Consider the following 19,324-nt stretch of genomic DNA (forward strand, 5'->3'; position numbering starts at 1 on the left):
AAAAGGGGAAAAGTAAAATGTCGATTTACCAGCATTTTCGTCCTGAAGAAAAAGATTTTATTGATCAAGTTTTAAACTGGAAACAGTCTGTTGAAAACACGTATGCCCCTAAATTAACTGATTTCCTTGACCCGAGGGAACAGGAAATCGTTAAGCAGATAGTAGGTAGTCATCATGAAGTGAAGCTGGAGTTATTTGGTGGGATACCTTCGGCTGAACGGAAGCGAGCATTGCTTTTTCCTAATTATTTTCAATGGGAGGAAGGGGACTTTCAACTAACACTGTTTGAAGTGGAATATGCCAAAAAATTCATTACACTTGAACATCCCCAGGTGCTCGGCACCCTTATGTCACTTGGTTTGAAGCGGGCAAAATTTGGCGATATTATCCTTTCTGATGACAGAATTCAGTTTTTTGTTGCGAAGGAAATTGAATCATACATTTCTTCGCAAATAGAGTCCATTGGCAAAGCTAGTGTAACTTTAATAACACAAAACTTGGATCAAGCAATTCAATTAAATGAAAGCTGGCTAGAAGTGTCAGTTACAGCTTCCTCACTTCGTTTAGACACAGTTGTTTCAGCCATTTATAATATTTCTAGACAGAAGTCTCAAACCCTCATCCAACATGGCCAAGTGAAAGTGAATTGGACATTAATCGAAAACCCGGCATTTGAAGTAAGAGAAAGCGACATTATTTCTGTTCGAGGGTATGGACGAGTAAAAATGTTGGCACTAGAGGGCAAAACAAAAAAAGAAAAATGGAAAATTACTGCTGGAAGACAAAAATAATTAGTAAAAATGAAGGAATTTGATGCAAGTTGTCGAATTAATTTTTTATAGATTGTATTATTAAATATGTACATATGGATAAAGATTTAAATTGGGAGGTGGCCAAGATGCCATTAACACCGTTAGATATTCATAATAAGGAATTCAGCAAAGGATTTCGAGGTTATGATGAAGATGAAGTAAATGAATTCCTTGACCAAGTAATCAAAGATTATGAAATTCTTATTCGTGAAAAAAAGGAATTAGAAGAAAGACTAAATGACCAAAATGAAAAAATTGGCCATTTTACAACAATTGAAGAGACATTAAATAAATCAATCGTTGTTGCACAAGAAGCAGCTGAAGAAGTAAAAAGGAATGCACATAAAGAAGCAAAACTAATTATTAAAGAAGCTGAAAAAAATGCCGACCGCATTGTCAATGAGTCATTATCTAAAGCAAGAAAAATTGCACTTGAAATCGAAGAATTGAAAAAGCAATCGAAAGTGTTCAGAACTCGCTTTAAAATGCTCGTTGAAGCTCAGTTAGATTTATTAAATAATGATGATTGGGATCATTTGCTAGAATATAAACTTGATGCTACAGAATTAAAATCCGCTCAAGAAGAGGATTCCTTTGCTTGACGAATGCATCACTAATCGCATATAATCTTTAAAAAGAATGTAAATTAAGATAATTAAACTGTGACAGGGACAGTACAAATTTTCATAAGCTTATTATCAAAGCAGCTATGCAATGTTAGCGACCAGGGAAGGTGAAAGCCTGGATAAGCGGAAATTTGGAAGATCACCCTTGAGTTCCCTTATTGAACCTCCTATTGGATTATTAGATAAAGGCGAGTTATTCACGTTAAGAATGTTAAGCGGATAGAATGTGTCTTCTTTTCTATCTACAAGGGTGGTACCGCGGGAATCCAAAACCTTCTCGTCCCTTTTTGGGATGAGAGGGTTTTTTTGTTGTTTTAGGCTGTTTTAGTATAGTTTGTTGCTTTATGAGTGTAATTTTAATTTAACTATCTGAGTTGATTGGAGCGGAGGGCACTTGACTCCTCCAAAATGCATACGCATTTTGTCGTGCGATGTTCATTCAAGGATGTTAATTCAATGTCCTGCGGGAAATAGAGGGAAGCGGGAGACCCCGCAGGCGGTAACGCCGAGGAGGCTCTCGTCCCTCCCCGCGGAAAGCAAGTGCCCGCAGCGGAAATCAACGGGCAGACTTCGAAGGCTTAAAATAACAATATATGCGAAAAGAACCTTGTTTTAATACATTCAAAAATGGTAAACATGGAGCTAGTGAAAGTTACAGGAGGAAAATGAAAATGGATTACAAAGATACTTTATTAATGCCAAAAACAGATTTTCCAATGCGTGGAAATTTGCCTAATCGTGAGCCGGAAATCCAGGCTAAATGGGAAGAAATGAATATTTATGAAAAAGTTCAAGAACGTACGAAAGACCGTCCAATGTTTGTATTACATGATGGTCCTCCATATGCAAATGGCGACATTCATATTGGGCATGCGTTAAATAAAATTTTAAAGGATTTCATCGTCCGTCATAAGGCAATGAGCGGTTATAACGCTCCATATGTTCCTGGCTGGGATACTCACGGTTTGCCGATTGAGCAGGCCCTAACAAATAAAGGTGTCAAACGTAAGGAAATGACAGTTGCAGAGTTTAGAAAGCTTTGCGAAGAGTATGCATATGAACAAATCGATAGTCAGCGCAGTCAGTTTAAACGCTTAGGTGTTAGAGGAGATTGGGAAAATCCATATATCACTTTAAAGCCTGAGTATGAAGCACAACAAATTAAAGTCTTTGGTGAAATGGCGAAAAAAGGCTATATTTACAAAGGCTTAAAGCCAGTTTATTGGTCTCCATCATCTGAATCAGCACTTGCAGAAGCTGAAATCGAATATAAAGATAAGCGTTCCCCATCTATTTACGTTGGTTTTAAAGTAAAGGATGGTAAAAGTGTATTAGATGCTGACACACAAATCGTTATTTGGACGACGACACCGTGGACAATTCCAGCAAACCTTGCGATTGCTGTACACCCTGAACTAACATATGTTGTCGCCCACGAAGCAGGCAAAAAATTTGTTGTCGCCGAAGATCTATTAGCTGCTGTTGCAAAAGAAGCTGGATGGGAAAATCCTCAAGTTGTCAAAACTGTTCAAGGCTCAGAGCTTGAAAATATTATCGCAGTTCATCCATTATACGAACGTGATTCACTTGTTGTTTTAGGTGAGCATGTAACGATTGATGCAGGTACTGGATGTGTTCATACCGCCCCTGGTCATGGGGAAGACGACTTCTATGTTGGACAGAAATACGGATTAGATGTTCTATGTCCTGTTGATGACCGCGGTTACATGACGAAGGAAGCAGAAGGCTTCGAAGGGTTATTTTATGATGAAGCAAATAAACCAATTACAGAAAAATTAGAAGCAGCTGGTGCATTATTAAAGCTAACATTCATTACTCACTCTTATCCGCATGATTGGAGAACGAAAAAGCCGGTTATTTATCGTGCGACAGCTCAATGGTTTGCGTCTATTAAAGATTTCCGACAAGAGCTATTGAATGCGATTAATGAAACGAAATTTGTCCCTGCATGGGGTGAAACGCGTTTATTTAATATGGTGCGTGACCGCGGAGATTGGTGTATTTCCCGTCAGCGTGCATGGGGCGTGCCAATTCCGGTATTTTATGCAGAAAATGGTGAACCTATTATTACCGACCAAACAATTGATCATGTATCTAATTTATTCCGTGAACATGGATCAAACATCTGGTTTGAAAGAGAAGCAAAAGACTTACTGCCTGAAGGATTTACTCATTCAGAGAGTCCGAATGGAAAGTTTACGAAAGAAACAGATATTATGGACGTTTGGTTTGACTCTGGGTCATCCCACCAGGCAGTTTTATTAGAGCGTGATGACCTGCAAAGACCAGCTGACCTTTATTTAGAAGGATCTGACCAATATCGCGGCTGGTTTAACTCATCTCTTTCCACAGCTGTTGCTGTAACTGGCAAAGCGCCATACAAAGGAGTTTTAAGTCATGGCTTTGTTTTAGATGGAGAAGGACGAAAGATGAGTAAATCAATCGGTAACGTCGTCATCCCTGCAAAAGTAATGAATCAATTAGGTGCTGACATTTTGAGACTTTGGGTGTCATCAGTTGATTATCAGGCAGACGTTCGTGTGTCCGATGCAATTTTAAAACAAGTGACTGAAGTTTATCGCAAAATTAGAAACACATTCCGCTTCTTACTTGGAAATCTGTCTGATTTTGATCCAAATACGAATGCGATCGAGTTTGAAAACTTGCGTGAAGTCGACCAATTCATGCTCGTAAAATTAAATAAGTTAATTAAAACTGTTCGTAATGCTTATGATAATTACGAGTTTTCCGGTATTTACCATGCTGTTAACAATTTCTGTACACTTGATTTAAGTGCCTTCTATCTCGATTTTGCTAAGGATATTCTGTATATTGAAGGAAATGATCACCAAGATCGCCGTGCGATTCAAACCGTTCTATACGAATGCTTAATTTCCTTAACAAAACTAGTTGCACCTATTCTTTCTCATACAGCTGATGAAGTTTGGAGCTTTATCCCGTTTGTAGCGGAAGAAAGTGTACAGCTTACAGATATGCCTGAATTTAAAGAGCTGCCGAATGCTAAAGGGCTTGAGGAAAAATGGACATCATTTATGAAGCTTCGTGATGATGTATTAAAGGCTCTTGAAGAGGCTCGTAATGAAAAAGTAATTGGAAAATCATTAACTGCGAAAGTGACGATGTTCGTCGATGAAAAGGCAAAAGCCCAGCTTGACTCTATTGATGAAAGTGTTAAGCAGCTTTTCATCGTCTCTGGCTTTGAAGTTGCAGGAAAACTTGAAGACGCACCTGATCATGCCCATAAGTTTGAAAATACTGCTATTGTAGTATCTAAAGCAGATGGGGAAACTTGTGACCGCTGCTGGATTGTCACACCTGAAGTTGGGCAAGTGGAGGAATATCCAACATTATGTCCTAGATGTGCAGATGTGGTAAAAAGCAATTACAGTCATTTAGTTTAATTTTTATATAAAAGGGTCAGATCACGCAAAAAATTTGCGGGGTCTGACCCTTTGTTAATTGTTGTACTCAATGTAAAAACTTACACCGATTTTAATAACAGCTCGCGGAAATAATAGCTATAAATAAGAAGAACGGAGGAGCATAAATGGATGTAAAAGCAGAAACCCTTTATTCAGAACTCCGTAAAACGCGAAAGGAACTTATCGAAAGATTGGAGGAGGAACATGCCTCCCCGCTCATAAAGCCGATTATAAAGGAAGAATTATTAGATGTAGAAGACACATTAAATAAAATTGAATTAGGCCTTTTTGGAAAATGCGAAATTTCAGGTGAACCGATCCCTGAAGAGCTTTTAAATATGGTACCAACAATTAAATCTTTAAATGATTATGGAGAGATAGATCGTTTTTTTCGCAAGGGATTGTTTCATTAAAGAAGAGAAAACTGTGTTTTTTTAAAAGAATGTGCTAAAATGCAAAGGTAAATAATGAAAATATGGGGGTTGCCTTTGTGGTTTTCTACATAATAGCCTTATTAATTATTGCACTTGATCAATTTACGAAATGGCTTATCGTTAAAAATTTTCAGCTCGGTGAAAGCGTCGAAGTAATTAAGAATTTTCTATATATTACATCGCATCGTAATAGAGGTGCAGCTTGGGGAATTTTAGAAGGGCAAATGTGGCTATTTTACATCATAACATTAATCGTTATCGTTGGAATTATTTACTATATTCGAAAAGCAGCTAAAGGAAAATGGCTATTAGGCGTCGCATTAGGATTCATGCTCGGAGGAGCAATTGGTAATTTTATTGACCGGGTTCTTCATCAGGAAGTCGTTGATTTTATTAATACTTATATTTTTGGCTATGATTTCCCTGTCTTTAATATTGCTGATTCTGCCCTAGTAATCGGTGTGGCGATGCTTATGATACAAATGCTTTTAGAAGAGAGAGCAATGAAAAAGGAGAAAACGCATGGAGAAAATGGAACACATCATTCCTGAGGAGCAGGCGGGTGAAAGAATCGATAAAATTCTTACTGCTTTGAATCAAGAGTGGTCGAGAACACAAGTTCAACAATGGATTAAGGATGAGCATGTGCTCGTCAACGGTCAGAAAATTAAAACGAACTATAAATGCAGTTTCAATGATCAAATCACTATTCAAATTCCAGAACCAGAGGAATTAAATGTTGTTTCGGAAGAAATGGACTTGGAAATTTATTATGAAGATCAGGATGTTTTAGTTGTTAACAAGCCGAAAGGAATGGTCGTTCATCCAGCTCCAGGCCATTTAACAGGAACACTTGTAAATGGATTGATGGCACATTGCAAAGATTTATCTGGCATTAATGGAGTAATGAGACCTGGTATTGTTCACCGCATTGATAAAGATACGTCTGGGCTATTAATGGTTGCGAAAAATGACCTTGCCCATGAAAGTCTTGTTAATCAGCTCGTAGAAAAATCTGTAACGCGAAAATATAAAGCGATTGTTCATGGTGTCATCCCCCATGATTACGGTACAATTGATGCACCTATTGCTCGTGATCAAAAGGATCGCCAAAGTATGGCTGTCTCTGATAATGGAAAAAAAGCCGTTACTCATTTTCAAGTTCTAGACCGTTTCCAAGATTTCACACTCGTTGAATGTCAGTTAGAAACAGGAAGGACTCATCAAATTCGGGTTCATATGAAATACATTGGCTATCCCCTTGCAGGCGATCCGAAATATGGACCGAGAAAGACATTAGACATTGGCGGTCAGGCGTTACATGCAGGAGTACTAGGCTTTATACATCCAAGGTCTGGGGAATATTTAGAATTTGAAGCTCCATTACCTGATTATTTCGAGAAGCTTATCGAACAGCTGAAAAAATAATGATTGACATATGCCTTTATGTGCAATAAAATGACAATAGTTAAATAAGTCCTTTAATAACAGTCCCGTGAGGCTGAGAAGGAAGCGGATAAGATTCGAGGCATTTATGCATGTCTTGATTACTTAATGTACTTCCATACTCTCTCGCCATAACGGTGAGAGAGTTTTTTGTTTAATCTGTAAAGAGGGTGGTTAACATTTCACAGAAAGCAATTGTTTTAGATGAACAAGCAATCAGGAGAGCATTAACAAGGATTGCTCACGAAATTATTGAAAAAAATAAAGGAATTGAAGGCTGTGTTCTTGTCGGTATCCGTACGAGAGGCATTTATTTAGCAAATCGCCTTGCGGAAAGAATTGAACAAATTGAAGGAACAAAGGTTGCAGTCGGAGAGCTCGATATCACACTTTATCGGGATGATTTAACAAAAGTAACAAATAATCAAGAACCGCTAGTTAAAGGATCAGATATCCCTCAAGATATTAACAACCAAAAGGTCATCCTCATCGATGATGTGCTTTACACAGGAAGAACGGTTAGAGCTGCTTTAGATGCGTTAATGGATATTGGTAGACCATCATCCATTCAGCTGGCAGTTCTTGTAGACCGCGGACATCGTGAGTTACCAATTAGAGCGGACTTTGTCGGTAAGAATATTCCCACATCAAGCTCAGAAAGAATTGTTGTTGAATTAAAGGAAGTCGATGTAGCAGAGCAAGTAAGTATTTTCGATAATTAAATAGCCCTTTTTAAAAGCAGTCCAGAGAGGCTGACAAAGGGGGAGTAACTTAAAGTTTACAGTCTATCACTGTATACTTATACCCTCTTTGTGCCAATAGAGCAAAAGAGGGTTTTTTTATGGGGAATTGTGATTGATAAATAGAGCAAAAATATTAAACACAGATCCAGTAGGAGGGGGATAATATGAATAAGCCAGTATTAGACATAAAGGATGTACCATCACCATCGCATTGGTTAACATTAAGCTTACAGCATTTATTCGCCATGTTCGGTGCAACAGTATTAGTTCCATACTTAGTCGATTTAAGTCCTGCCATCGCCTTAATTTCAAGCGGATTTGGAACACTAGCTTTTCTTTTTATCACTAAATGGAAAGTTCCTGCATATTTAGGCTCGTCATTCGCGTACATCATACCACTCACTGTAGCAGGTAGTACTGGTGGAATCGGCGCCATGATGATTGGCAGCTTTATGGTCGGGCTTTTATACGGAATCGTTGCATTAATCATAAAAAAAGCCGGCTATCGCTGGCTGATGAATCTTCTACCGCCAATCGTTGTCGGACCGGTCATAATGGTAATCGGATTAGCATTGTCGGGAACAGCCGTAGGAATGGCAATGAATGATCCGGTCACAAGCGAATACAGTGTACTGCACTTTTCAGTCGCACTTGTCACGTTAGCTGTAACGATCATCTTCTCAATTTACTTTAAAGGAATATTAAGTATGATCCCGATATTAGCAGGTATCATCATTGGTTATCTTTATGCCTTGGCAGTAGGAATTGTCGATTTTACCGGAGTACGAGAGGCTAACTGGATTGAAATCCCTGATTTTGTTTTCCCTTTCGCTCACTATGATTTGAAAATTACCTTAGATCTGATGCTCTTAATGATTCCAGTCGCCATAGTCACAATCTCAGAGCATATTGGTCATCAGCTCGTCTTAGGAAAGGTTGTAAACAAAGATTATATTAAAGACCCTGGACTCCATCGTTCGCTTTTAGGAGATGGAACAGCTACAATGATCTCCGCTATCATGGGAGGGCCGCCAAAAACAACTTACGGCGAAAACATTGGTGTACTGGCAATAACGAGAATTTACAGTGTATATGTGTTAGCCGGAGCGGCTGTCATCGCCATTATATTCGGTTTTATCGGAAAAATCTCAGCACTAATCAGCTCCATTCCGACACCAGTTATGGGTGGAGTATCCATCCTCTTATTTGGAATCATCGCATCATCTGGTTTAAGAATGCTTGTTGACAGTAAGGTAGATTTCGGTGAAAAGCGAAATCTAGTCATCGCCTCAGTCATTCTAGTCATCGGCATTGGTGGAGCACATATCGATATTGGCCCATTACAGATTCAAGGAATGGCACTAGCAGCAATTTTCGGAGTAGTATTAAACTTGATTTTACCTGGCCGGGAGCCGGTAAAGGAAAATATTTCTGAAGTAGCATAATATATAACGCCTTTTAAGTAAGTCCAGAGAGATTTGTAAGGGTGTTGAAGTGATTCGGTTGCGGGGCTAGTCTCCTTGTGCCCAAAATGTCTCTTCAACTCTTCAGCACCCTGACAATAATAAGTCAGGGTGTTTTTTAGAAGAAAAAGGAGGATATGAAAATGAAAAATTTACTTACGACAACAGAATTAACGATTAGTGAAATTAATGAAATTCTTGAAGACGCGCAATACTTCTTAGACGGGGGTACTTGGTCCCTTAAGAAAAATCTGTTTGTTGCCAATCTATTTTTTGAAAATAGCACAAGGACGAAATGCAGCTTTGAAGTGGCGGAAAGAAGATTAGGAATAGATACGATTCCATTTGAAGTAAGTACATCAAGTGTGCAAAAAGGCGAAACTCTTTATGACACAGTTAAAACGCTTGAAGCGATTGGAGCAAATGCAGTCATTATTCGCCATAGTGAAGATCGTTATTTTGACGAGCTTGAAGGAAAAACCGATGTGGCCATAATTAACGCTGGTGACGGATGTGGACATCATCCTACACAATCCTTGCTTGATTTATTAACGATCAAACAAGAATTTGGGGGCTTTAACGGATTAAAAGTCGCAATAATTGGTGATATCAGACATAGCCGAGTTGCAAGATCGAATGCCGATACATTAGTGAGACTTGGTGCAGAAGTTGTATTTTCCGGACCAGAAGAGTGGTTTGATGATGAAATACTTGAAAATGGAGTACGCTTTGAAGATATTGATACAGCAGTAGCAACTTCAGATGTTGTCATGCTCTTAAGAATTCAGCATGAACGCCATGAAGTAAAAAATGATCGGACAGCAGAGGAATATCATCAAGCTTTTGGATTGACTGTGGAAAGAGAAAGAACAATGAAGCCAGGGAGTATTATTATGCATCCGGCTCCAATCAATCGGAATGTTGAGATTGCTGATTGTTTAGTAGAATGTGAACGTTCTAGAATATTTAAGCAAATGACAAACGGTGTTTATGTAAGAATGGCGGTCCTAAAAAGGGCACTTGAACAATCTGAAAGGGGCGGAAAAGATGTCAACACTTATAAAGAATGGGCAGTTGCTAACTAATGAAGGAAAATTCATTAAAAGAGATATTTTAATAGAGGCTGGAAAGATAGTTGAAATTAGTGAAGGGATTACAAAAAAAGCAAAGGAAGTCATTGATGCTTCGGACTTACTAATAGCTCCGGGATTTATTGATTTACATGTTCATCTTCGTGAACCCGGCGGAGAAAAGAAGGAAACGATTGCGACGGGTACAATGTCAGCAGCTAAAGGCGGATTTACTACAGTAGCTGCTATGCCAAATACGAGACCTGTCCCAGATTCTAAAGAGCAGCTAGAGAAGATAAACAAACGTATTGAAGAGACAGCGGCTGTTCGTGTCCTTCCATACGCCTCGATAACGATCCGCGAAATTGGTGAGGAGCTAACTGATTTTGCTGCACTTAAAGAAGCCGGAGCCTTCGCTTTTACGGATGACGGTGTCGGTGTTCAATCAGCTGCTATGATGCTTGCTGCTATGAAAAAAGCAGCAGAAATCAATATGGCAATTGTCGCGCATTGTGAAGAAAATACACTTATTAATAAAGGATCAGTTCATGAAGGAGAGTTTTCAAAAAAGCATGGCTTGAATGGAATTCCTTCTGTATGTGAATCTGTACATATAGCGAGGGACGTTTTGCTTTCTGAAGCAGCCAACTGTCATTATCATGTGTGCCATATTAGCACAAAGGAATCGGTTCGAGTTGTAAGAGATGCTAAAAAGGCGGGTATTAAAGTAACTGCAGAAGTAACGCCCCATCACCTGCTTTTATGTGAGAGAGATATTCCAGGATTAGATACCAATTATAAAATGAATCCTCCTTTAAGAGGAGCCGCAGATAAAGAAGCTTTAATTGAAGGACTTCTAGATGGAACGATTGATTTCATTGCAACTGATCATGCTCCGCATACGGCAGAAGAAAAGGCTGCCGGCATGAAGCTGGCTCCATTCGGAATTGTCGGATTAGAAACCGCGTTCCCGCTCCTTTATACTCATTGCGTTGAAAAAGGAGTATTCACATTAAAACAATTAATTGATTTCTTAACGATAAAGCCGGCTGAAACGTTCGGCCTCTCAACTGGAAAAATTGCAGTTGGAGCAGAAGCGGATATCGTATTACTAGATTTAAATCATACAGAAAAAATCGATCCTGAGCAATTTTTATCAAAAGGCCGGAATACGCCATTTGGGGGCTGGGATTGTAAAGGCTGGCCAGTATTAACAATGGTTAATGGGGAAATTGCCTGGAAAAAAAGTAGTGTCACAGTTTAAAAACAACGAGGCATGGAAAAGTCCAAAAGGTGGTATTCGCATGAAGAAAAAAGAATTATGTCAAATTGTTTCCCAAGAGAAAATTGCAGATCAGATTTTTGAGCTCACTCTAAAGGGGGAGCTTGCCTGTGAAATGAATGAACCTGGACAATTTGTTCACTTGAAGGTATCAGATCAGCTTGATCCTCTATTAAGACGGCCTATTAGTATCGCGGCGATAGATCAACAACGAAAAGAGTTCACAATGATTTACCGTGCAGATGGGAAGGGTACTAATATTTTGTCCAAGAAGACAACCGATGAAATCATTGATGTTCTAGGACCTTTAGGTAATGGCTTCCCATTAGCAGAGGCAAATCTTGGCGATACTGCTCTTTTAGTTGGAGGTGGTATTGGGGTTCCTCCTTTATATGAATTATCTAAGCAGCTTGTAAAAAGGGGAGTTAAAGTCATCCATGTTCTTGGCTTTCAATCTTCGAATGTCGTTTTTTATCATGAAAAGTTTTCAGAACTAGGTGAAACATATATTGCGACAGTAGATGGCAGCTACGGAAAAAAAGGCTTCGTAACGAATGTCATTGAAGATGAAAAACTAGATTTTGATATTCTTTTTTCTTGTGGTCCGACCCCGATGTTAAGAGCACTTGAACAAGCCTATCCTCATAAAAAAGTTTATCTTTCATTAGAGGAACGCATGGGCTGCGGAATTGGGGCCTGCTTCGCATGTGTATGCCATACAGGTGATGATCCAACAGGATATAGTTATAAAAAGGTTTGCAGTGATGGGCCGGTTTTTAAAGCAGGGGAGGTTGTCCTATGAAATCATTACAAATAAGCTTGCCAGGTTTAGAACTGAAGAATCCAATCATGCCGGCATCAGGCTGTTTTGGGTTTGGCAGAGAGTTTAGTGAGCTTTATGATTTAAACTTGTTAGGTGCGATAATGATTAAGGCAACAACCTTGGAGCCACGATTTGGAAACCCAACACCGCGTGTGGCTGAAACGTCATCAGGTATGCTTAATGCAATTGGCTTGCAAAATCCCGGTTTAGACAAGGTATTAAATGAGGAGCTTACGTGGCTTTCGCAATTCGATGTTCCGATTATTGCAAATGTTGCAGGATCATTGGAAGAAGATTATATTGCAGTTGCAAAGGAAATTTCGCAGGCTCCAAATGTACATGCTCTTGAATTGAATATTTCCTGTCCGAATGTAAAGACAGGTGGAATTGCTTTTGGAACAATCCCTGAAGTAGCAAAAAGTTTAACGAAAAAAGTGAAGGAAGTTTCGGCAGTCCCTGTTTATGTAAAGCTTTCGCCTAATGTAACAAATATTGTTGAGATGGCAAAAGCGATTGAAGACGGCGGGGCTGATGGTTTAACGATGATCAATACATTAATTGGCATGAGACTTGATCTTAAGACTGGAAAACCAATTTTAGCTAATCAAACTGGCGGCTTATCTGGTCCTGCGATTAAGCCTGTAGCTATTCGTATGATTCATGAGGTGAGCCAGCACGTTTCTCTGCCAATCATTGGTATGGGTGGCGTCCAATCAGCTGCAGATGTCCTTGAATTTTATTATGCAGGGGCAAGGGCTGTAGCTATTGGAACAGCCAATTTCGTAGATCCCTTTATTTGCCCAACTATCATTGAAGAATTGCTGGAGCTTATGAATAGCTTAGGCTTTGAACATATATCAGAGTGCATCGGAAGGAGCTGGAATAAACGTGGATAAATCACTCATTATTGCGTTAGATTTTGCCGAAAAAAATGAAGTTTTTCAATTCCTGGAGGCTTTCGGTGAGGAAAAACTATTTTTGAAAATTGGCATGGAGCTCTTTTATCAGGAAGGTCCGAGCATTGTTCATGAATTAAAGAATCAAGGACATGATATTTTCCTAGATTTAAAGCTTCATGATATTCCTAATACTGTAAAAAGTGCCATGAAAGGTCTTGCTCGACTAGGATGTGATCTTGTGAATGTCCAAGCTGCTGGTGGAAAAGAAATGATGGAGGCCGCTCTGGAAGGATTAGATGCGGGAACTCAAAGCGGTCAGGTAAGACCAGCTTGTATCGCTGTTACTCAATTAACTAGCACGTCGGAGGAGCAAATGAAAAAGGAACAGCTCATCCATGTTTCGTTAGAAGAGTCCGTTCTTCATTATGCAACATTAGCGAAAAGAGCAAAACTGGATGGAGTTGTATGCTCGACGTACGAGGCTAAACCAATAAGTCAGTTGCTTGGGCAATCATTTTTGACAGTTGCTCCTGGTATTCGTTTACAAACAGATGATGTACAGGATCAAAAACGAGTCGCCACACCAGAGTTTGCAAAGTCTGAAGGAGTTTCGGCAATTGTTGTTGGCCGTTCAATTACACAATCAAAAAATCCGTTAGAAAAATATTTACTGTTCAAACAAACATGGGAGGGTGTATCTCAATGAAGCGCCAAATTGCAGAAAGCTTACTAGAAATAAAGGCAGTCGCCTTAAAGCCTAACGAACCTTTTACGTGGTCATCCGGTTTACGTGCTCCGATATATTGTGATAATCGCCTAACATTATCATACCCTTCTGTGCGTAAAGAAATTGCGAATGGGCTTCGGGAAATGATTTTAACAAAATTTCCTGAAGCTGAGCTTATTGCCGGTACGGCTACAGCAGGTATTCCGCATGCAGCATGGGTTAGTGATTTGCTTGATCTCCCAATGTGCTATGTTCGTTCAAAGCCAAAGGGTCATGGACAAGGAAATCAAATTGAGGGTAAAGCAGAGGCAGGTCAAAAGGTAGTCGTCATTGAAGACTTAATTTCAACAGGAGGCAGCGTCATTACGGCTGTTGAAGCATTAAGAAAGGCTGGATGTGACGTATTAGGAGTAGTAGCAATTTTTACGTATCAGCTGCAAAAAGGAAAAGAGCTCCTTGAAAATGCCGGTATTACAGCTTATACTTTGACCGATTTCGAAACATTATCTGAAATAGCAAAAGAAAAAGGCTATATTCAAGCTGAAGATATGGTAACGCTAGCTGAGTGGAGAAAAGACCCTGTCGCTTGGGGATCACATTCAACTGAAGTTATACGGTAAGGCATACAAAAGGCAAGCGCTAGCGCTTGCCTTTTATATGTTTAGTTTTTCCTAGCTAGAACAGCATCCTCATCAGGTGTAACGTACACTGTTTGTTGATGATCATAAATGACGAATCCCGGCTTTGCTCCGCTTGGCTTTTTGACATGTCTAATTTGGGTGAAATCTACAGGAACGGAGCTTGAATTCCGTGCTTTACTGAAATAGGCGGCGAGCCCAGCAGCCTCAAGAATTGTCTTTTCTGAAGGTTCTTTACTGCGAATGACGACGTGGGACCCAGGGATATCTTTTGTATGCAGCCAGATTTCATCTCTGCCAGCAAGTTTATTAGTTAAGTAATCATTTTGTTTATTATTTTTTCCGACTAAAATTTCCGTTCCGTCTGTTGAGGTGTAGCGATCGAGAACCGGCTTCGCATTTTGAGTTTTTTTATTTTTTCGCTTCTGCTTATCTTTTAGATAGTTTCCTTCAATAAGCTCTTCACGGATCTCCTCAATATCTTTAGGTGACGCCGACTCAACCTGCTGCAGTAAGTTCTCAAAATACGCTAGCTCTTTTTTAGCTATCTCGATTTGTTCCTTTACGATGCTAATCGAATTTTTTGCCTTCTGATATTTTGTAAAAAACTTCTGTGCATTTTCCGATGGTGTTTTTTGCGGCTCTAAAGGAATCGTCACCGTTTCTCCATGTTCATCGTAATAATTGATGACCTCAATTTCCTTCATCCCTTTTTGAATGGCATATATATTTGCTGTTATCAGCTCGCCATAAAGCTGATGAATGTCTGCATTTTCCGCATCCTTTAAAGTAGTTAAAAGCTTTTCAATCTTCTTTTCATTTTTTTCTTTTTCATTAATAATAAATCGTTCAAGGCCGTGCGCCTGCTGTTTCACACGGTCACGTTCAGCTTTGCCAAAATAAAAGCGATCAAGCAGTGCACTTAAGCTGTGAAACTCTCTAGCCTCACCTTGCAAATAATGCAATGGAAACAGATAAAAATTCTCCTTCGCTTCACTAATCGTAATAGCTGGCTGTATGTCATGCTCCTTTACTTTTTGCAAGATCGATAAAAAAGCTTTTGGTAAGGTGGCTCGATTAGCTATTCCTGCCTGAAAGATAGCTTCTTTAGCGAGAAGCGGTGATATCCCTGCGAAGGCTGAAACAAGCTGCTTATCTAGCTTACCGCTATTAAAATCCAATTGTCTTAATACGGCAGTTTCGTCTGCATCAAAAGGATTTAATTTATTTTGACTTGGCGGCAATATGTATTCCTGGCCAGGTAAAATGGCTCGATGTGTGTTTACGGCAAAGGAAACATGCTTAATACTATCTAGAATCATATTTCTCGCTTTATCGACTAATGTTATATTGCTATGTCTACCCATAATCTCAACGATAAGCTGTTTATAGGATGTATCCCCGATTTCGTTTCGCCCTTTAACTTCAAAAATAATAATCCGATCCGTACCAACCTGCTTTATTTCTTCCAGAAAATAACCTTCTAAATGTTTTCTTAATAGCATACAAAACATTGGAGGCTCAGAAGGGTTATCATATGCTTCATTTGTCAGCTGCACCCTTGCATTACTAGGGTGAGCAGACAAGAGCAACTTATGATTTTTTCCATTTGCTCGTATGATTAGAATAATTTCATTTTTATAAGGCTGATGGATTTTATTAATCCTGCCGCCTTTTAATTCACGGGTCAGCTCTTCAGTCATGGCCCGCGAAAATAATCCGTCAAATGACATATTGGAACATCCTTTACTTAATATATTGTGTTTAATCGCTTGCGTAATTAACATTTCCGCATTTCGCAATCATCTATAAATATTCTAGCATTTTTTTGCCCAAGGCTGAATAAGCTTTCTTTGAAAAGACTGTTTTCGCTAGTTTGTACAAGCACGGGCTTTTTTACAAGGTTAGAAAAGCGAGGCGACTGTACAGCCCCGACAAGCATAAGGCAATCTTTCATGAAGGTTGTACTTTAACCTTCATGGGAGATTGACTTATGACCTCGAGGTCAACAAAAACGCGACGTCCTGTCGCATTGTTGACACTAGTACGTCCTGTACGTGGGGCTAGGAGCCGCAGCTAGACAATAAGGAGGAAGCGTGATGTCCGTATGAAATTTCATGAAATGAATGAAACAGAAGTTGAACAGGCACTTAATTCTAATTCGACAGCCGGTTTAACTGACGACGATGTAAAAAAACGAAGAAAACAATTTGGTTATAACGAACTGGAAGAAGGAGAAAAACAGTCTGCCGTACTCTTGTTTTTTAGCCAATTTAAAGATTTCATGGTTTTAGTATTATTAGCGGCAACGCTTATTTCTGGACTGCTTGGCGAATACATAGATGCTGTTGCCATTATTGCGATAGTGATCATAAATGGACTGCTTGGATTTTTTCAGGAAAGAAAAGCGGAAAAATCATTAGCTGCCTTAAAAGAACTTTCCGCACCACAAGTGAGTGTGCTAAGAAATAGAGAATGGGTAAAAGTTCTTTCAAAGGAAGCTGTAGTTGGGGATATCATTAAATTTTCAAGCGGCGACAGAATTGGTGCCGATGTTAGAATAATAGAATCCAATAGTCTTGAAGTGGAAGAGTCGGCACTGACCGGAGAATCCTTGCCTGTTTCGAAAACAACTGGCTCGATAAAAACGGCTAATCCTGGCATCGGTGACATGGAAAACATGGCGTTTATGGGCACATTAGTTACAAGAGGAAGCGGAGTCGGGCTTGTCGTTGCCATCGGGATGAAAACAGCAATGGGTCAAATTGCTGATCTGCTGCAAAAGGCTGAGTCCATGACAACCCCATTGCAACGAAGACTGGAGCAGCTTGGAAAAATCTTAATTACAGTAGCATTGCTGTTAACTATTTTAGTAGTTGCTGTCGGTGTTTTACAAGGACATGATCTATACACGATGTTCCTTGCTGGTGTTTCATTAGCTGTTGCAGCTATACCAGAAGGTCTCCCGGCTATCGTTACGGTTGCCTTATCGCTAGGTGTCCAAAGAATGATTAAGCAGAAGGCGATCGTTAGAAAGCTGCCTGCAGTTGAAACGCTTGGATGTGCTTCTGTTATCTGTTCCGATAAAACAGGGACAATGACACAAAATAAAATGACCGTTACTCATTTATGGAGCGGCGGCGATGTTTGGACAGTCGATGGAGTTGGCTACGAACCGCAAGGAAAATTCTATCAAGCTGGGAAGCAAATACAAGTAAAGAGTGAGAAGCCTCTCCAGCAATTACTTATGTTCGGCATGCTTTGTAATCATGCGGAAATTAAGCAAAAAAATAAAGAATTTATCATAGATGGCGATCCGACAGAAGGTGCCTTACTTGTAGCAGCAATGAAGGCAGGGTACAACCGCAATACATTATTGGGGCAATATCAAATTATTAAAGAATTCCCATTTGATTCTTCTCGGAAAATGATGAGTATTGTTGTGAAGGACCACAATGGAAAGCAATTTATTGTTACAAAAGGGGCACCAGATGTATTGGCATCCGTATCAGGTAGTGTTCTTTGGGAAGGCCGCCGTCAATTTATGTCCCGTGATGTGACTGCTAAAATCCAAGATGCGATAGAAGGTTTAGCATCACAAGCTTTAAGAACGATAGCCATCGGCTATAAAGAAATCCCAGCAAAAACTGTAATTTTACATGAAGATGAAGCTGAGAAGGATTTAATTTTTATTGGACTTCAAGGGATGATCGATCCTCCAAGACCGGAAGTAAAGGGAGCTGTGAAGGAGTGCAGAGATGCAGGGATAAAGACTGTCATGATTACAGGTGATCATGTCATTACTGCAAAAGCCATTGCTACTCAGCTTGGCATTTTAACGAAAAACTCTAAAGTGCTGGATGGGAAAGCCCTTTCGGAAATGGATGTTCAAGAACTGGAAGAAGTGGTTGAAGATGTGTCCGTCTTTGCCCGTGTCTCGCCAGAACATAAATTAAAAATTGTCAAAGCTTTGCAAAACAAAGGCCATATCGTTGCCATGACAGGAGACGGGGTAAATGATGCCCCAGCGATTAAAGCTGCCGATATCGGGGTGGCGATGGGGATTACAGGAACAGATGTGGCGAAGGAAGCATCGGCATTAATCCTCCTAGATGATAACTTCGCTACAATTAAAGCAGCGATCAAAGAAGGTAGAAATATTTATGAGAACATTAGGAAGTTCGTCCGCTATTTACTTGCATCCAATGTCGGGGAAATTCTTGTTATGTTATTTGCGATGCTGCTTGGCTACCCGCTTCCATTAGTACCTATTCAAATCCTTTGGGTCAATCTAGTTACAGATGGCTTGCCTGCCATGGCTTTAGGACTTGACCAGCCTGAGGATGACGTGATGAAGAGAAAGCCAAGAAATCCAAGAGAAGGGGTTTTCGCAAGAGGGTTGGGCTGGAAAGTGATCTCTCGAGGCTTTTTAATTGGGGTCGTTACTCTAATAGCCTTCATCATTGTTTATAATGAAAATCCCGATGAGCTTGAATATGCACAAACAATTGCATTTTCTACATTAGTAATTGCTCAGCTTATCCATGTATTTGATTGCCGCAGTGAGAAATCTGTTTTTGCGAGAAATCCATTTGGGAATAAATTTTTAGTTTGGGCAGTTCTTTCTTCCTTACTATTACTGTTTGTTGTCATCTACTATCCGCCTTTACAGCCGATTTTTCATACAGTTCCAGTAAAAGCGAATGACTGGTTTATGATTGCAGGACTAGCTGCAGTACCAACTTTTTTATTGGCCGGTTCATTTTTGGCAAGAAAAAGAAAATAAAATATGTTATAATGCAAAAGGTAATAGAGCATTCTATTACCTTTTTTACATACATTTTTCTTTATTTATGGTAAAATACGAACTAATTGTAGTAAATAGGACGTGTTTGAT

At 39.5% G+C, this 19,324-nt stretch carries 16 protein-coding genes and 1 other annotated feature; of the genes, 15 read left to right on the forward strand and 1 reads right to left on the reverse strand.

Going from position 1 to position 19,324, the window contains the following annotated elements:
- Nucleotides 1-17: 17 nt before the first annotated feature.
- The 14 genes from F7731_RS07430 (at nt 18) to pyrE (ending at nt 14,409) form a co-directional block, all read left to right on the forward strand.
- Entirely contained in the window at nt 18-791 is a 774-nt protein-coding gene (locus F7731_RS07430) for a YlmH family RNA-binding protein (RefSeq protein WP_151534126.1), read from the forward strand.
- Between the two features lie 107 nt (nt 792-898).
- Nucleotides 899-1,414 carry a DivIVA domain-containing protein gene (locus F7731_RS07435; RefSeq protein ID WP_151534127.1) on the forward strand — a complete coding sequence of 172 codons (516 nt, stop codon included), beginning with the start codon at nt 899-901 and terminating at the stop codon, nt 1,412-1,414.
- Nucleotides 1,415-1,465: 51 nt separating this feature from the next.
- Nucleotides 1,466-1,726 (forward strand) — a binding site (T-box leader).
- 383 nt (nt 1,727-2,109) lie between these two features.
- A complete protein-coding gene (gene ileS / locus F7731_RS07445; protein WP_151534129.1) occupies nt 2,110-4,881 on the forward strand; it encodes an isoleucine--tRNA ligase in 2,772 nt (923 codons plus the stop codon).
- Nucleotides 4,882-5,027: 146 nt separating this feature from the next.
- Nucleotides 5,028-5,315: a hypothetical protein gene (locus F7731_RS07450; protein ID WP_151534130.1), complete on the forward strand. Its 288-nt coding sequence runs from the start codon at nt 5,028-5,030 to the stop codon at nt 5,313-5,315.
- Nucleotides 5,316-5,392: 77 nt separating this feature from the next.
- Nucleotides 5,393-5,887, forward strand: coding sequence for a signal peptidase II (lspA, locus tag F7731_RS07455; protein ID WP_151534131.1), 495 nt, complete (start codon nt 5,393-5,395; stop codon nt 5,885-5,887).
- On the forward strand, nt 5,859-6,764 hold the full coding sequence (locus tag F7731_RS07460) for an RluA family pseudouridine synthase (RefSeq protein WP_151534132.1): 906 nt from the start codon (nt 5,859-5,861) through the stop codon (nt 6,762-6,764). Before lspA ends, F7731_RS07460 begins: the two co-directional genes overlap by 29 nt.
- 197 nt (nt 6,765-6,961) lie before the next feature.
- The gene (gene pyrR, locus F7731_RS07465; protein ID WP_151534426.1) at nt 6,962-7,504 is read left to right on the forward strand and encodes a bifunctional pyr operon transcriptional regulator/uracil phosphoribosyltransferase PyrR; all 543 of its coding nucleotides are present in this window, start codon (nt 6,962-6,964) and stop codon (nt 7,502-7,504) included.
- A gap of 185 nt (nt 7,505-7,689) precedes the next feature.
- Nucleotides 7,690-8,970: a solute carrier family 23 protein gene (locus F7731_RS07470; RefSeq protein WP_151534133.1), complete on the forward strand. Its 1,281-nt coding sequence runs from the start codon at nt 7,690-7,692 to the stop codon at nt 8,968-8,970.
- Nucleotides 8,971-9,131: 161 nt separating this feature from the next.
- Nucleotides 9,132-10,073 (forward strand): aspartate carbamoyltransferase catalytic subunit, encoded by a 942-nt coding sequence (locus F7731_RS07475; protein WP_151534134.1) that lies wholly within the window; start codon nt 9,132-9,134, stop codon nt 10,071-10,073.
- Nucleotides 10,036-11,322: a dihydroorotase gene (locus tag F7731_RS07480; RefSeq protein WP_151534135.1), complete on the forward strand. Its 1,287-nt coding sequence runs from the start codon at nt 10,036-10,038 to the stop codon at nt 11,320-11,322. Before F7731_RS07475 ends, F7731_RS07480 begins: the two co-directional genes overlap by 38 nt.
- A 40-nt stretch (nt 11,323-11,362) precedes the next feature.
- Nucleotides 11,363-12,142 (forward strand): dihydroorotate dehydrogenase electron transfer subunit, encoded by a 780-nt coding sequence (locus tag F7731_RS07485; protein WP_151534136.1) that lies wholly within the window; start codon nt 11,363-11,365, stop codon nt 12,140-12,142.
- Entirely contained in the window at nt 12,139-13,059 is a 921-nt protein-coding gene (locus F7731_RS07490) for a dihydroorotate dehydrogenase (RefSeq protein ID WP_151534137.1), read from the forward strand. Before F7731_RS07485 ends, F7731_RS07490 begins: the two co-directional genes overlap by 4 nt.
- A complete protein-coding gene (gene pyrF / locus F7731_RS07495) occupies nt 13,052-13,768 on the forward strand; it encodes an orotidine-5'-phosphate decarboxylase (RefSeq protein ID WP_151534138.1) in 717 nt (238 codons plus the stop codon). The genes F7731_RS07490 and pyrF overlap by 8 nt, the downstream gene beginning before the upstream one ends.
- Entirely contained in the window at nt 13,765-14,409 is a 645-nt protein-coding gene (gene pyrE, locus F7731_RS07500) for an orotate phosphoribosyltransferase (protein WP_151534139.1), read from the forward strand. Before pyrF ends, pyrE begins: the two co-directional genes overlap by 4 nt.
- Before the next feature lie 41 nt (nt 14,410-14,450).
- On the opposite strand, the gene F7731_RS07505 is transcribed toward pyrE, so the two are convergent.
- The gene (locus tag F7731_RS07505) at nt 14,451-16,160 is read right to left on the reverse strand and encodes an Rqc2 family fibronectin-binding protein (protein WP_151534140.1); all 1,710 of its coding nucleotides are present in this window, start codon (nt 16,158-16,160) and stop codon (nt 14,451-14,453) included.
- Nucleotides 16,161-16,534: 374 nt separating this feature from the next.
- On the opposite strand from F7731_RS07505, the gene F7731_RS07510 reads away from it, so the two are divergent.
- Complete coding sequence (locus F7731_RS07510; RefSeq protein WP_151534141.1) at nt 16,535-19,213, forward strand: cation-translocating P-type ATPase; 2,679 nt, start codon at nt 16,535-16,537, stop codon at nt 19,211-19,213.
- Nucleotides 19,214-19,324 lie beyond the last annotated feature (111 nt).

The sequence above is a fragment of the Cytobacillus depressus genome, from assembly GCF_008923245.1.
GTDB classification, from domain to species: domain Bacteria; phylum Bacillota; class Bacilli; order Bacillales; family Cytobacillaceae; genus Cytobacillus; species Cytobacillus depressus.